This is a genomic window from Sphingomonas panaciterrae (genome assembly GCF_036890205.1).
Taxonomy (GTDB): Bacteria; Pseudomonadota; Alphaproteobacteria; order Sphingomonadales; family Sphingomonadaceae; genus Sphingomonas; species Sphingomonas panaciterrae.
Genome location: NZ_JAKNQR010000001.1, coordinates 18,827 through 33,099, shown reverse-complemented (window position 1 = coordinate 33,099; position 14,273 = coordinate 18,827). Strand labels below are relative to the sequence as shown.

Here is a 14,273-nt window from a genome sequence, read left to right as displayed (position 1 = left end):
TGCGTCCCGGCGCCAAGGCCGGGGCCCGGCGGGCGGCCGGGCGAAACGGTTGGTTGGTGAAAAGTCAGGCGGCCTCGTTGCCGCGGCCGATCGCGACGATGCCGGTGCGGGCGACCTCGATCAGGCCGACCTCGCTCATCAGCTCGACGAACTTGTCGATCTTCTCGATCCCGCCGGTCACTTCGAACACGAAGCTGGAGGTGGTCGCATCGACCACGCGGGCGCGATAGACATCGGCGAGGCGAAGCGCCTCGATCCGGTGGTCGCCCACGCCGCGCACCTTCACCAGCGCCAGCTCGCGTTCGACATGCGCGCCCTCGGCGGTCAGGTCGCGCACCTTGTGGACCGGCACCAGCCGGTCGAGCTGCGCCACGATCTGCTCCAGCATCGGCTTGCTGGCCGACGTGACGATGGTGATCCGGCTGACCGCCTTGTCGGCGGTGATCTCGCTCACCGTCAGGCTTTCGATATTATAGCCGCGCGCGGTGAAGAGGCCGGCGATCCGCGCCAGGATGCCCGGTTCGTTGTCGACGATGACGGCGAGCGTATGGCGCTCCGCAGTTTCGGATTTGATATGCATCGTAGGTCTCGCGCCTCTCCCGCGGGCAGGAGAGGTTAGGGGAGGAAAAGTGTCGGACGGCTTCGATCGGCCGGACGGGCCGGCGCTCAGACGAGCGCCTTGGCCTCGTCGTCCATCGTTCCCGACACTTCGTTCGCCTGCAGGATCATGTCCGTATGGGCGGCGCCGCTGGGGATCATCGGGAAGCAATTGGCGAGCTTCGCCACCATGCAATCCACCATCACCGGGCCATCATGCGCGAGCATGTCGGCGATCCCCTGATCCAGCTGGTCGGGATGCTCGATACGGATGCCCTTCCAGCCATAAGCCTCGGCCAGCTTCACGAAATCGGGCAGCGAATCCGAATAGCTTTCGGCATAGCGGCTCTCATAGGTGAGCTCCTGCCATTGGCGGACCATCCCCATATATTCGTTGTTGAGGATGAAGACCTTCACCGGGAGGCGATATTGCGTCGCCGTCGCCAGTTCCTGGATGTTCATCTGGATCGAGGCTTCGCCTGCGATATCGATGACCAGCGCATTGGGGTTGCCCAGCTGCGCACCGATTGCCGCCGGAAGCCCATAGCCCATCGTGCCGAGCCCGCCGGACGTCAGCCACTTGTTCGGTTTTTCAAAGCCGAAATGCTGCGCGGCCCACATCTGGTGCTGGCCGACCTCGGTGGTGATGATCGGATCGCGTTGATGGGTCGCCTCCCACAGCGAACGGATCGCGCGCTGCGGCATGATGACCGCATCATCCTTGGGGAAGTTCAGGCATTGCACCGCACGCCAGCCCGAGATGCGCCGCCACCATTCGGCCGTGTCGGGCTTGGGATGTTGGCGCCCCTTCCACACGCGGATCATGTCCTCCATCGCATGGCCGGCGTCGGCAACGATGCCCAGGTCGATGCGCACCGTCTTGTTGATGCTCGACCGATCGATATCGATGTGGACCTTGCGGCTGTTGGGCGAAAAGGCGTCGAGCCGGCCCGTCACACGGTCGTCGAACCGCGCGCCGATCGCGACGATCAGGTCCGCCTGGTTCATCGCCATGTTCGCCTCATAGGTGCCGTGCATGCCCAGCATGCCCAGGAACTGCGGCGAGGTGGCGGGAAAGGCGCCAAGCCCCATCAGCGTCGAGGTGACCGGCGCGCCGGTGATCCGCGCCAGCTCGCGCAGCAGCTGCGACGCCCCCGGGCCGGAGTTGATCACGCCGCCGCCGGTGTAGAGGATCGGGCGCTCCGCTGCGGCGAGCATGTCGACGACCTGCTCGATCCCGCTGCGCTCCGCCTTCAGCGCGGGACGATAGGTCTTGTGCTGGATCGGGCCGGGCTTCGTATAGCTGGCGGTCGCGACCTGCACGTCCTTGGGGATGTCGACCACCACCGGGCCGGGGCGGCCGGACGTGGCGATATGGAACGCCTCGTGGATTACCTCGCCCAGGCGCGCGGGGTCCTTCACCAGATAATTGTGCTTGGTGCAGTGGCGCGTGATGCCGACGGTATCCGCCTCCTGGAAGGCGTCCGATCCGATCAATGCGGTCGGCACCTGGCCGGTGATGACCACCATCGGGATCGAATCCAGCAGCGCGTCGGTGATACCGGTGACGGCATTGGTCGCGCCCGGGCCCGAGGTGACGAGCACCACGCCCGGCTTGCCGGTGGAACGGGCATAGCCCTCCGCCGCATGGGTCGCCGCCTGTTCGTGGCGTACAAGAATGTGACGAATTCGCTTGGACCGGAAAAGGGCGTCGTAAATCGGTAGGACCGCGCCGCCAGGATAGCCGAAGATGACCTCCACGCCGAGATCGCACAGCGCCTCGACCAGGATGTCTGCTCCGCTTTTCTCAGTCACGTTGAAATTCCTTTCTCTACTATACGCACCCGGCTGGATGGGTCGGGCGGCGCTACGGTCGCAAAAGTTGCGCGTCAAGGCTCCGTCTTGAAATAATATTCCAGATTGATCGTATCGCTGTTGTTTATGCGTGGCCAGTCCGCCGGCGGCTGGTGCCTAAACCAGGTATATTGCCGCTTGGCATAGCGGCGGGTGGCGAGCGCGGTCCGCGCCTCCGCTTCATCGCGCGACAGGTCGCCGGCGAGCATCGCTGCAATGTCCTCCACCCCGATCGCCCGGCGGACAGGCGCGCCGGGATCGACGTCGCTGCGGGCGAGCAGCGCCGCGACCTCCTCGACCGCCCCGCCATCGAACATCGCGCTCAGCCGGGCGTCGATCCGCTGGTTGAGCAGGTCGCGATCGGGCAGCACGATCAGCGGGGCGAGCGTGACGGCGTCGCCGATCCCGCCGCTGCGCGCGGCCTGCCACCCGGCCAGCGGTCGACCGGTCGAGCGCACCACCTCCAGCGCGCGGGCGATGCGCGCCGTGTCGCCGGGCGCGAGCCGGTCGGCCGCGGCGGGATCGCGTGATTGCAGCTCGCCATAGGCGATCGCCACGGGCATCGCGCGGATCTCCTCCCGGATCGCAGGATCAATCTCCGGCACGGGCGCGATGCCGTCGAGCAGCGTGCGAATGTAGAGCCCCGTGCCGCCTGTCAGGATCGGCAGGCGGCCGCTGCCATGCGCCTCCGCGATCACCGCGCGCGCATCCTGCGCCCAGCGGACCGCCGACCAGCCTTCCGCGCCGTCAACATAGCCGTAGAGGCGATGCTCGGCGCGGCGCTCGTCCTCCGGTGAGGGGCGCGCGGTGATGATCGACAGGTCGCGATACACCTGGCTCGCATCGGCGTTGATGATGACGCCGCCGGTGCGTTCGGCGAGCGCGAGCGCCAGCGATGACTTGCCGCTGGCCGTCGGCCCTGCAATGAGCGCCAGCGTCGGAAGGGAGTGCCGTTTGTTCACCGCAACGCTGATAGCAGCAGGGCGCCTGTCGCCCCAGACCCTCACGGACGCCGTCGCGCGCCTGACGGACGCCGGATGTGCGCCCGGGACGCCCGAATGGCTGGACGAGGGTGACGCGGCGGACATTGCGATCACCGCCGACCCGGCTGCCGCACGCACCGCGCTGGAGGGTGCAGCTGACGGCGTCGATGTCGTCGTTCAGCCAGCGGCGGGTCGCGAGAAGCGGCTGCTGGTCGCGGACATGGACTCGACCATGATCACCGTCGAATGCATCGACGAGCTCGCGGATTACGCCGGGCTGAAGCCGCAGATTGCCGAGATTACAGAGGCGGCAATGCGCGGCGAGCTGGATTTCGCCGCGGCGCTGGACGCGCGCGTGGCGCTGCTGCGCGGGCTGGATGCGAGCGCGATCGACCGCTGCCGCGCGGAACGCGTGCGGCTGATGCCCGGCGCGGTCGCGCTGGTGCGCACGATGCGCGCACGCGGCGCGACGACGATCCTGGTGTCGGGTGGGTTCACCGCCTTTGCCGAGCCGGTCGGCGCCGAGATCGGATTCGACCGCGTGATCGCCAACAAGCTGCTCGTCGCGGAGGGCGCGCTGACCGGGAAGGTGGCGACGCCGATCGTCGATTCCGGTACCAAGGAACGCACGCTGCGCGAGGCGCGCGCCGCGATGGACCTTCCCGAGGCGGCGACCCTGGCGGTCGGCGATGGGGCCAATGACCTCGCCATGATCGGGATCGCCGGGCTGGGCGTCGCCTATCGCGCCAAGCCGATCGTCGCGGCGGCGGCGGCGGCGCGGATCGACCATAATGATCTGACCGCGTTGCTCTGGGCGCAGGGCATCCGCCGGCGCGACTGGATCACTGCCTGATCGGCCAAGCCACTGTGCGCCCTTGCGGAATAACACGGCCGGTTCGATAGCGCGGCCTTCCCTGGGGGGCGGGTGATGACGACGACCGAACTGTTCCTGGTGGCGATGCTGATCGTCTTCAGCGCGCCCTATCTGCTGTGGCGGGTCGCCCGCACCGATTATTACGCGCCGCTGGTGGTGGTGCAGATCATCGGCGGCGTCCTGCTCGGGCCCGGGATCCTCGGCGCGCTTTTCCCCGCCTGGCATGCCAGCGTGTTCAACCCTGAGGTCATCACCGCGCTGAACGGCATCGCCTGGTGGGCGGTGATGCTGTTCGTCTTCGTCGCCGGTGTCGAGCTGGACCTTGGCGCGGCCTGGCAGCATCGCCGCGAGACGCTGGTTACCGCGTCCTGCGCGCTGTTCGTGCCGCTGGCGATCGGTTGCGGCGCGGCGCTGCTGCTGCTTGGCTGGCGTGACGGCTGGGCCGGCGCGGAGGGCGCACGATGGCAGGTGGTGCTGGGCATCGGCATGGCCTGCGCCGTCACTGCGCTGCCGATCCTGGTGCTGCTGCTGGAGAAGATGGCGGTGCTTCGCCACCCGCTCGGCCAGCGCATCCTGCGCTATGCCAGCCTCGATGATATCGCGATCTGGGGCGTGCTGGCGCTGATCCTGCTCGATTGGGAGCGGGTCGGGCGGCAGGCGGGTTTCCTGCTGCTGTTTCCGGTCGCCGCGACGCTGGTCAGGATGGTGATGCGGCGGCTGGCGGAGCCCGATCGCTGGTACGCCAGCCTGATCTGGCTGGCCGCCTGCGGGCTCGCCGCCGATTGGGCCGGGCTGCATTATATGGTCGGTGCGTTTCTGGCCGGGGCGATCATCGACGCGCGCTGGTTCGATCAGGCGCGGATGGACCAGTTTCGTGCGACGCTGCTGCTGGCGGTGATGCCGGTCTTCTTCCTCTCCACCGGGCTGCGGACGGACTGGTCGATGGGCGGGGTTGCGGTGCTGGGCGGCGCGCTGGTGCTGCTGGCGGCGTCCGTTGCCGGGAAGCTGGCCGGGGTTCAGCTTGCCGGGCGGATCCTGAAATGGCCGCGCGGGGAGGCGGGACTGATCGGGTGGCTGCTGCAGACCAAGGCGCTGATCATGATCATCTTCGCCAACATCCTGCTCGACCGCGCGATCATCAGCGCGGAGACGTTCACCGCGCTGCTGCTGATGGCGGTGCTGAGCACGATGCTGACGACGCCAATGGTCGCGCCGCGGCTGCGGCGCATGGGGATCAGGCCGCCCGCCGGCTGATCGCCGGTCGTGCCAGCCATCGCCCACGGGCGGTGGCTGGCGGGTGGTAGCTGGCGGATGGGGTCAGGCGAGCAGCTCGAACTGCCCGTGCACGCCCTCTGCCTGCGCGGACGGCGCGATCCACAGGTCAAAGGTGCCGGGCTCGACCGTCGGTTTCAGGTCGACGCCGATGAACTCCAGATCCGGCCGCCGCAGCGTGAAGGTCACGACCTCGCTGGCGCCGGGGGCGAGCGCGATTTTGCGGAATGCCTTCAGCTGGCGAACCGGGCGCGTCGTGCTGCCGATGCGATCGCGGATATAGAGCTGCACCACTTCTTCGGCGCTACGCTGGCCCTTGTTGGTGATCGTGGCGGAGACAGTCAGCGCACCGTTGCCCGCCATCGTCGCGGGCAGGTTCAGCCCCGAATAGGTGATGTCGCCATAGGTGAGCCCGTGGCCGAACGGATAAAGCGCGGTGTTTGGCGCGGTGCGGTAGGTCGCGCGATAGGGCGCAACGGCGTCACCGCCCGGTCGACCGGTCGGCTTGTGATCGTAATAATAAGGCTGCTGCCCGGATTCATGCGGGAAGCTGACCGGCAGGCGGCCCGACGGGCTATAGGCGCCGAACAGCACGTCGGCGATCGCCCGGCCGCTTTCGGAGCCTAGGAACCAGGTGACGAGGATCGCCGGCGCATCCTTCACCGCACCCTGCAGCGCCAGCGCGCGGCCGTTCTTCAGCAGGACGACGACGGGCTTGCCGGTTTTCGCCACCGCCTCGGCCAGTGCCTGCTGCGCCGCGGGGACGACGATGTCGGTCCGCGACTGTGCCTCGCCCGACATATTCTCCGCCTCGCCGATCGCGAGCAGCACGACGTCGGCGGCATTGGCGGCGGCGACCGCGGCCTCGATCCCGCCGGGCAGCGGCTCGTCCACCTTCGACCCGGCTGTCACGGTGACGTTGGACGCGCCAATCACCTCGCGCACACCCTGTGCCAGGTCGATCGACTGGGCATTGTCGCCATAGATCACCCAGGGGCCGTTCAGGTCATGCTTGCCGTCCGCAAACGGGCCGATGATCGCGACCTTCTGGCCGGTGCGGGGCAGGGGCAGCAGACTGCCTTCGTTCTTCAGCAGCACGATCGACTTGCGCGCCGCGTCACGCGCGATGGCGAGGTGGCTTCTGGTGCGCGTGCGTGCCTGTTCGCGCTTCGCGTCGATGCGGCGGAACGGATCGTCGAACAGGCCCAGCCGATGCTTCACCGCCAGCACCCGGCGCACCGCCTGGTCCAGCCGCTCCACCGGGACCAGTCCGTCACGCACCAGCCCGGGAAGGAAGCGGGCGTAATTGTTGCTCTGCATCGACATGTCGACGCCGGCCATGAACGCGATCCGCGCCGCGTCGCGCGAATCCTTGGCAAAGCCGTGCGCGATCATCTCCTCGTCGCCGGTGTAATCCCCGACGACGATCCCCTCGAAGCCCCATTCCTGGCGCAGCAGCGTGTCGAGCAGCCACGGATTGCCATGCGCCGGCACGCCCGAAATCTCGTTGAAGGACGCCATGGCGCTCAGCGCGCCGGCATCGAACCCGGCCTTGTAGGGCGGCAGGTATACCTCGCGCAGCGTGCGTTCGGACACGTCCACGGTATTATAGTCGAGCCCGCCTTCCGCCGCGCCATAAGCGGCGAAATGCTTGACGCACGCCATCATCGCGTCCTGCGCGGTGAGATCCCGCCCCTGGAAGCCCTTCACCCGCGCCGCGGCGAACAGCATGCCGAGCCGGACGTCCTCGCCCGCCCCCTCCATCGTGCGGCCCCATCGCTGGTCGCGCGAAATGTCGACCATCGGGCAGAAGGTCCAGTCGAGCCCGGCCGCGGTCGCTTCCACCGCGGCGATCCGCGCAGTCTGTTCGGCAAGTGCGGGATCGAAGCTCGCCGCCTCGGCCAGCGGCACGGGGAAGATGGTGCGATAGCCGTGGATGATGTCGGCGGCGAAGATCAGCGGGATCTTCAGCCGCGATTCGCGCATCACCGCGCGCTGCATGCGCTGCGCCATCCGCGCGCCATTGCCGTTGAAGACGCCGGTGATCTTTCCCGCGACGGCATCCGCTAGCTGCGTCTCGAAGGTGGTGGTGCCGGTCGACGGCGGGTTCAGCGCGGTGGCGATCCCGCCCGCCCAGGCCGCAACCATGAGGTCGAGCTGTCCGGCCTTTTCCTCGATCGTCATGCGCGGCAGCAATGCGTCGACCGCTGCCGGAATCGTCAGGTTGGGGGATTGCAGCAATGCGCGCGCCGGGCTTGCCGCCCATGCCATGATTGCACCCGCTCCGCCCAGCGCGGCGCGCCGCGACACCCGATGATCGACCATTTTCCTCCCCTTCACGGCGCAAAGCAGCACGTGGTCAAAATGAGAACGTTCACAATTGCGCTCGGACGTGGATTGCCGTTGACGCCTTTGTAACCGGTTACGTAGACGGCTCGGCCATCAGGTTGCAAGTTTGAGGGGGCGAGCAATGGCCGGAGCCACGATCCGCGACGTCGCGCGGCGGGCCGAAGTATCGGTGGCGTCGGTGTCGCGCGCGCTGAACAACCTTGCCAATGTTCACCCGGACACACGGGCTCGTGTCCTCGCCGCGGCGAAGGAGCTTGGCTATGTCCCGCATGCCGGCGCCCGCAGCCTGAGCCTGGCGCGCACCCATGCGATCGGCGTGGTCCTGCCCGATCTTCATGGCGAGTTTTTCTCCGAACTGGTCCGCGGGCTTGATCGCGAGGCGAGCGCGCGCGGCTACCATCTGCTGCTGTCCAACATCCATGCCGATCACGATCATGCGACCAAGGCGCTGCGCACGATGCACGGGCGGGTCGATGGTCTCGTCGTGATGGCGCCCTATGCCGGCTCGGTCGCGATCGAGGATCTTCTGCCGCCCACGCTGCCGACGGTGATGATCAACACGCCGCGCGCACACGATGGGGTAAGCCTGCGGATCGACAATCGGGCCGGCGCAGAGGCGATGGCGCGGCATCTCGCGGCGCTCGGCCGCAAACGGATCGTGCATATCACCGGGCCTGATGGGAACACCGACGCGCAGGAGCGGTTGGACGGTTTCCGTGCCGCTTTGCCAAAGGACATCGATCTTGTTGTCGTTCCCGGCGATTTCACCGAACCGTCGGGCGAGGCCGCGATCGCGCGTCTGCACGATGACGGGGTCGCCTTTGACGCCGTTTTTGCGGGCAATGACCTGATGGCCGTGGGTGTGCTTCGGGCGCTGCACCAGACCGGCCGCGCGGTGCCGCAGGATGTCGCCGTGTGCGGCTTCGACGACGTGCCGCTTGCAGGCTATCTGTCGCTCACCACCATTCGCGTGCACATGACCGCAGTCGGTGCGCGCGCGGCGGCGCGGCTGATCGATGCGCTGGAGGGTTGCGACACGGGCGCAGCCGATGAATGGATCACCCCCGAGCTGGTCGTGCGGGCCACCACGGTAACGGAGTCGTGAATGCTTGATCGTCGCCTGTTTCTCGCGAACGCGTCTCTCGGGCTCGCGGGGATGGTGGCGGGGTGCAAGGATCCGGCGGTACCGCTCAGCATCGGCGCCGCGGCGCCCGCGCTGCCTCTGCCGGATTTCTATGCCGAGATCGAATATCGCACCTTTCGCTATTTCCGCGACACGGTGAACCCGCTGAACGGGCTGGTGCCCGAACGCTGGCCATCGCCCAGCGCGGGGAGCATCGCGGCGGTCGGCTGCGCGCTGACGATCTGGCCGATCGCGGTCGCGCGCGGCTGGATCAAGCGAGACCTGGCGCGGGACCTAACGCTGGCGACGCTGCGCTTCTTCGACAGCGCGCCTCAAGGCGACGACGCCGAGGGGATGAGCGGCAACCGCGGCTTCTTCTATCGCATGCTCGACATGAAGACCGGCGTGCGGCGCGGCAAGGCGGAGATTTCCAGCGTCGACCATGCCCTGCTCAACATGGGGATGCTGTTCGCCGCTGGCTGGTGGACCGGGGACACGCCGGAGGAGCAGGAAATCCGGCGGCTCGGCGTCGACATCGCGGATCGCGCCGAATGGCTGTGGATGCAGAATGGCGGCACCGCGATTGCACGCGCGTGGCGGCCCGAAAGCGGCTTCGGCAAGGAAGGCGTCGAGGGCTATGGCAATGGCATGGCGGCGGTGCTGCTGTCGCTGGGTTCAGGCCGGCACCCGGCGGAGGATGGCGCGTGGGAGGCATGGTGCGCGCCGTACGTGCGCTACTGGCGCGGCGAGGGCGAAACGCGTCACCTCGCTTATGGTCCGCTGACCGGCCATCAGCACAGCCATATGTGGATCGACTTCCGCGGGATTCGCGACACGGTGATGCGCGGCGCGGGGTTCGATTATCATGAGAACAGCCGCCGCGCGACCTACGCCAACCGCGCGTATTGCATCAGCAACCCGATGAAATGGGACGGCTATTCCGCCGACCTGTGGGGAATTGCCGAAAGCGAGGGGCCGGGCGCGTTCAGCCTGCCGTTCAAGGGCGAGAAGCGCACCTTCTACGGCTATGGCCCGCGCGGTCCGCTCGATCAGCCCGGCGAGCGCGACGACGGGACGATCGCGGCGACCGCGGCGCTCGGCAGCCTGCCATTCGCGTCGGAAATCGTGATCCCCGCCGCACGCGCGCTGACGGCGGTGCCGGGGCTTTACCGCGAATATGGCCTGCTCGGCGGGTACAATCGCAGCTTCCGCTACACCGACCAAAAGGTCACGACCGGCAACGTCAGCGCCGAAAACGGCTGGATGGCGCGCGACTATCTGGCGCTGGGGCAGGCGCCGGTCATCATCCAGGCCGGCAATTACCGCGACGAATTCGTCTGGAAGGTGATGCGCAAGTCGCCCGTGCTTCGGCGCGGGCTCCAGCGCGCCGGGTTCACCGGCGGATGGCTGAAGTAGCCGCAGCGACGTTCAACCGCTCCGCCATTTCCCGTAACGCTGTCGCAAAAGCGATTCGGCAACGACCATTCCAATAACGGCAGGGGAGAAGGATGATGCGGGCTATACCAGCGGTAACCGCGCGGCTCGACGGGGCAGGGGCAATCGTGACCGGCGCCGGCAGCGGCATGGGGCGCGCCACCGCCGTCCTGCTCGCGCGTGCGGGCGCAAAGGTGGCGGTCACCGACGTGACGCTCGACAATGCCAAGGCGGTCGCTGACGAGATTGTGGCGGAGGGGCTGTCGGCGCAGCCCTGGTCATGCGACGTGGCGGATCCCGCCGCGATCTCCCGCGTGGTGGAGGAAAGCGCAGCCGCCTTTGGCGACCTCTCCATCATCGTCAACAATGCGGGCATCTCCGCCAACCTGTCGATCGACGACCCCGATTATGAGGCGCAATGGGACCGGCACCTCGCCATTCTGCTGACCGCGCAGCAGCGGATGATCCGCGCGGCGCTGCCGCACCTGCGCAAGGCGGCGAACCCGCGCATCGTCAACATCGCCTCGACCGAGGGGCTGGGCGCGACGGCGGGGTTCAGCGCCTATTCCGCCGCCAAGGCCGGCGTCATCGGCTTGACGCGTAGCCTGGCGGTGGAGCTGGGCAAGTCCGGCATCACGGTCAATTGCATCTGCCCCGGCCCGATCGAGACGGGCATGACGCAGGGCATCCCCGACGAGGCGAAGCAGGTCTATGCCGCCCGCCGCACCGCGCTGCGCCGCTATGGCCTGCCCGAGGAAGTGGCGTTCATGACCGCCAGCCTGTGCGCGCCCGCGGCCAGCTTCGTCACCGGGGCGATAATTCCGGTGGATGGCGGCCTGATGGCGCGCAACGCCTGAGCGCCGCGCCGACGGGGCGGCGGCCTGATGGCGCGCAACGCCTGAGCGCCGCGCCGACGGGGCGGCGGCCTGATGGCGCGCAACGCCTGAGCGCCGCGCCGACGGGGCGGCGGCCTGATGGCGCGCAACGCCTGAGCGCCGCGCCGACGGGGCGGCGGCCTGATGGCGCGCAACGCCTGAGCGCCGCGCCGACGGGGCGGCGGCCTGATGGCGCGCAACGCCTGAGCGCCGCGCCGACGGGGCGGCGGCCTGATGGCGCGCAACGCCTGAGCGCCGCGCCGACGGGGCGGCGGCCTGATGGCGCGCAACGCCTGAGCGCCGCGCCGACGGGGCGGCGGCCTGATGGCGCGCAACGCCTGAGCGCCGCGCCGACGGGGCGGCGGCCTGATGGCGCGCAACGCCTGAGCGCCGCGCCGACGGGGCGGCGGCCTGATGGCGCGCAACGCCTGAGCGCCGCGCCGACGGGGCGGCGGCCTGATGGCGCGCAACGCCTGAGCGCCGCGCCGACGGGGCGGCGGCCTGATGGCGCGCAACGCCTGAGCGCCGCGCCGACGGGGCGGCGGCGGGGAGGGCGGGTCAGCCGACCGCCTTCTTCGCCGCCTGCTCCACCCGCTCGCGCGAGGCAAGCATCAGGGTCGAACTGGCCTTGGCGAGCACCTTGCCGCTGGCATCCGTCAGCCGCCCTTCGAAGAAGCAGGTGCTGCGCCCGCGCCGCTCGACCCAGCCTTCGGCCACGACCAGGCCGGGGCGTGCAGGGGCGAAGAAACTGACTTTCAGTTCCAGCGTCATCGGCGACACATCCGGTCCGCCCATAGCGATCGCGGCGTGCGCCATCGCCGCATCGATCCATCCGGTGACGAACCCGCCCTGCACGACACCGCCCGAATGGCACATGTGCGTGCCCGCCTGATATTCCAGCGTCGCGCGGCCTTCGGGGTTCATCTCGACCACCCGCACCAGCCCCAAAGTGCGGCTCAATTCGTGGATCGATGGATCCTGATCAGCCATGCGCCTCGCTCTCCTGCTCGTTCTTGTGTCTTCGCCCACCGTGTCGAGCGATGCGGCCGGACGCAAGCGCGCACCTCAGCCACCAACCCGGGTGGCACGGGCAGACGGCGGATCAGGCGGCGGTCGCCAGGCGATCGCGCCCGCTGTTCTTCGCGCGGTAGAGGGCGCGATCGGCGTTGCGCAGCACGTCGCTTGCCGTCTGATGCCCGCGATACGTCGCCACGCCGCCGCTGACGGTAATGCCGATGACATTGTCATCCACGCGCACCCGCGCATCGCCGATCGCGCGCCGCACACGATCGCACACCAGATGCGCCTGGTTGATCGTCGCGTCGGGCAGGATGATCGCGAACTCCTCACCCCCCAGCCGCGCGATAATGTCCTGGTCGCGAATGCTCGACCGCGCCAGCGTGGCGAAGCGGCGCAGCACCTCGTCACCCGCGGCATGGCCGTAGGTATCGTTGACCTGCTTGAAATGGTCGAGGTCGAGCAGCGCGACGCAGCCGCCCGCGCCTGACGCCAGCCGCTTCTCCAGTTCCTCGTCCAGTCCCCGCCGGTTGATCAGCCCGGTCAGCGGGTCGGTCAGCGCGGCGCGGGCGAGCCGCTCCTCCGCCGCCTTGCGGTGGGTCACGTCGCGCACGGAGCAGACGATGCCTGTCACCGTCCCCGCGGGATCGATGACGGCGCGGCTGTGCGTTTCATACCAGCGGTCCTCGCCCTCGCGCGTCTTACCACGGAACTCCTGGACGCCGATCATCTCGGGATCGTCCATGATCTGGCGGAACAGCGTTTGCGCCCGCGCAAGATCGTCGGCTTTCAGTAGCGCGCTGACCGGCTTGCCGATCAGTGTTTCCGGATCGCGCCCGTTGACCTGCCGGATCGAGGCGGAGACGAATTGCAGCCGGCCATGGCGATCGATGTTGACGACGATGTCGGTCGAATTCTCGGTGAGGATGCGATAGCGCGCCTCGCTCTCGCTCAGCCGCCGGAACAGCCGTGCGCGCTGTTGAAGCTCCGCCGTGGCGGGCAGGATCGTCAGCATCGTGCAGGCGATATAGAGCTGCAGGAACTGCATGCGCGCGCCCAGCGGCGCATCGCTCAGCGCCACCGGACCATGGCCGTTCAGCGTGGCAAAGCCGCCGATCAGCGTCAGGATCACGATCGACGCCGCGGAGGACAGCGCTCCGCCACGAAACGTTGCCAGCACGACGGGGAGCATCGGCAGGAACAGCAACGGCGCCGTGCTTTGCACGAATGTGATCGCGCTCACCACGGCGACCAGCGCCAGCAGCGCCCCCATTTCGAGCAGCTTGCGCCCCTTCATCCGCTGGACCATCCGGGCGGCCTGGCCGTCCATGCACAGCATGAAGATCGGCATGAACGCCAGCGTGCCCAGCGCGTGGCCGTTATACCAGTGAAGGGCGTTGCCAAGGAACGGTTCGCCCAGGGTGGCGGAGACCGTCACTCCCGCCAGCACTGCGGTCAGCAAGGGCGCGGCGATCCCGTTCGCCGCGATGAAAACGATCAGCCAGCGGTGTGAATTGAGCACTTCCTCACGATGAACCAGCCGCCGCAGAAAGGTCGCGCCGATCGCGCTTTCCAGCATGTTGATCGTCGCCAGCGGAACGACGGTCGCGCCGCCGAAACCCCAGATCGCCGAGGTTGCGACGGAGGCAGCGAAGCACGCCGCGATCGGCGGGCCCCATTCTCGCGCGGGAAGCACCGTCAGACGCGCAGTCAACAGCGCCGTCGCAATCCACAGGAATGCAACGCCGCCATCGAATCGCGTGAGCGCAAGCGTCCCCGCCGCCAGAATGAAGTAGCCGCAGCCCAGGCGCAAAGCCTGCGCCCAGCGCGACGTCCGATCATTCTCCATGTGCAGCAGGTATCAGCAGTGGGTAAACGGCGCGTTGCCGCAAGGG

The 14,273-nt window shown here is 68.3% G+C and carries 11 protein-coding genes; 5 read left to right on the top strand and 6 right to left on the bottom strand.

Going from position 1 to position 14,273, the window contains the following annotated elements:
* Positions 1-64: 64 nt before the first annotated feature.
* From ilvN to miaA, 3 genes are all read right to left on the bottom strand, one after another.
* Positions 65-580 carry an acetolactate synthase small subunit gene (ilvN, locus tag L8F96_RS00195; RefSeq protein ID WP_046410393.1) on the bottom strand — a complete coding sequence of 172 codons (516 nt, stop codon included), beginning with the start codon at positions 578-580 and terminating at the stop codon, positions 65-67.
* 86 nt (positions 581-666) lie between these two features.
* Positions 667-2,412 carry an acetolactate synthase 3 large subunit gene (locus L8F96_RS00190; RefSeq protein ID WP_136451093.1) on the bottom strand — a complete coding sequence of 582 codons (1,746 nt, stop codon included), beginning with the start codon at positions 2,410-2,412 and terminating at the stop codon, positions 667-669.
* Positions 2,413-2,486: 74 nt separating this feature from the next.
* Complete coding sequence (gene miaA / locus L8F96_RS00185; RefSeq protein ID WP_296219100.1) at positions 2,487-3,413, bottom strand: tRNA (adenosine(37)-N6)-dimethylallyltransferase MiaA; 927 nt, start codon at positions 3,411-3,413, stop codon at positions 2,487-2,489.
* Here miaA and serB point away from each other — a divergent pair.
* On the top strand, positions 3,406-4,287 hold the full coding sequence (serB, locus tag L8F96_RS00180) for a phosphoserine phosphatase SerB (RefSeq protein ID WP_136451094.1): 882 nt from the start codon (positions 3,406-3,408) through the stop codon (positions 4,285-4,287). The two genes, miaA and serB, sit on opposite strands and share 8 nt — an antisense overlap.
* 75 nt (positions 4,288-4,362) lie before the next feature.
* Complete coding sequence (locus tag L8F96_RS00175; protein ID WP_145118965.1) at positions 4,363-5,562, top strand: cation:proton antiporter; 1,200 nt, start codon at positions 4,363-4,365, stop codon at positions 5,560-5,562.
* Positions 5,563-5,625: 63 nt separating this feature from the next.
* On the opposite strand, the gene L8F96_RS00170 is transcribed toward L8F96_RS00175, so the two are convergent.
* The gene (locus L8F96_RS00170) at positions 5,626-7,905 is read right to left on the bottom strand and encodes a glycoside hydrolase family 3 N-terminal domain-containing protein (RefSeq protein WP_334654414.1); all 2,280 of its coding nucleotides are present in this window, start codon (positions 7,903-7,905) and stop codon (positions 5,626-5,628) included.
* 145 nt (positions 7,906-8,050) lie between these two features.
* Between L8F96_RS00170 and L8F96_RS00165 the strand changes: the two genes are divergently transcribed.
* The 3 genes from L8F96_RS00165 (at position 8,051) to L8F96_RS00155 (ending at position 11,343) form a co-directional block, all read left to right on the top strand.
* The gene (locus L8F96_RS00165) at positions 8,051-9,034 is read left to right on the top strand and encodes a LacI family DNA-binding transcriptional regulator (RefSeq protein WP_046410402.1); all 984 of its coding nucleotides are present in this window, start codon (positions 8,051-8,053) and stop codon (positions 9,032-9,034) included.
* Entirely contained in the window at positions 9,035-10,468 is a 1,434-nt protein-coding gene (locus L8F96_RS00160; RefSeq protein WP_046410403.1) for a glucoamylase family protein, read from the top strand.
* A gap of 95 nt (positions 10,469-10,563) precedes the next feature.
* Positions 10,564-11,343, top strand: coding sequence for an SDR family NAD(P)-dependent oxidoreductase (locus tag L8F96_RS00155; RefSeq protein ID WP_046411700.1), 780 nt, complete (start codon positions 10,564-10,566; stop codon positions 11,341-11,343).
* Positions 11,344-11,919: 576 nt separating this feature from the next.
* On the opposite strand, the gene L8F96_RS00150 is transcribed toward L8F96_RS00155, so the two are convergent.
* Complete coding sequence (locus L8F96_RS00150; protein WP_046410405.1) at positions 11,920-12,351, bottom strand: PaaI family thioesterase; 432 nt, start codon at positions 12,349-12,351, stop codon at positions 11,920-11,922.
* 112 nt (positions 12,352-12,463) lie between these two features.
* A complete protein-coding gene (locus L8F96_RS00145; protein ID WP_334654408.1) occupies positions 12,464-14,227 on the bottom strand; it encodes a sensor domain-containing diguanylate cyclase in 1,764 nt (587 codons plus the stop codon).
* Positions 14,228-14,273 lie beyond the last annotated feature (46 nt).

What these genes read in the sequence shown, in the direction of transcription:
- L8F96_RS00145 (WP_334654408.1), bottom strand. Translation starts at nt 14,227, where the DNA reads ATGGAGAATGATCGGACGTCGCGCTGGGCGCAGGCTTTGCGCCTGGGC.
- L8F96_RS00160 (WP_046410403.1), top strand. Translation starts at nt 9,035, where the DNA reads ATGCTTGATCGTCGCCTGTTTCTCGCGAACGCGTCTCTCGGGCTCGCG.
- ilvN (WP_046410393.1), bottom strand. Translation starts at nt 580, where the DNA reads ATGCATATCAAATCCGAAACTGCGGAGCGCCATACGCTCGCCGTCATC.
- L8F96_RS00175 (WP_145118965.1), top strand. Translation starts at nt 4,363, where the DNA reads ATGACGACGACCGAACTGTTCCTGGTGGCGATGCTGATCGTCTTCAGC.
- L8F96_RS00165 (WP_046410402.1), top strand. Translation starts at nt 8,051, where the DNA reads ATGGCCGGAGCCACGATCCGCGACGTCGCGCGGCGGGCCGAAGTATCG.
- L8F96_RS00155 (WP_046411700.1), top strand. Translation starts at nt 10,564, where the DNA reads ATGCGGGCTATACCAGCGGTAACCGCGCGGCTCGACGGGGCAGGGGCA.
- L8F96_RS00170 (WP_334654414.1), bottom strand. Translation starts at nt 7,905, where the DNA reads ATGGTCGATCATCGGGTGTCGCGGCGCGCCGCGCTGGGCGGAGCGGGT.
- L8F96_RS00150 (WP_046410405.1), bottom strand. Translation starts at nt 12,351, where the DNA reads ATGGCTGATCAGGATCCATCGATCCACGAATTGAGCCGCACTTTGGGG.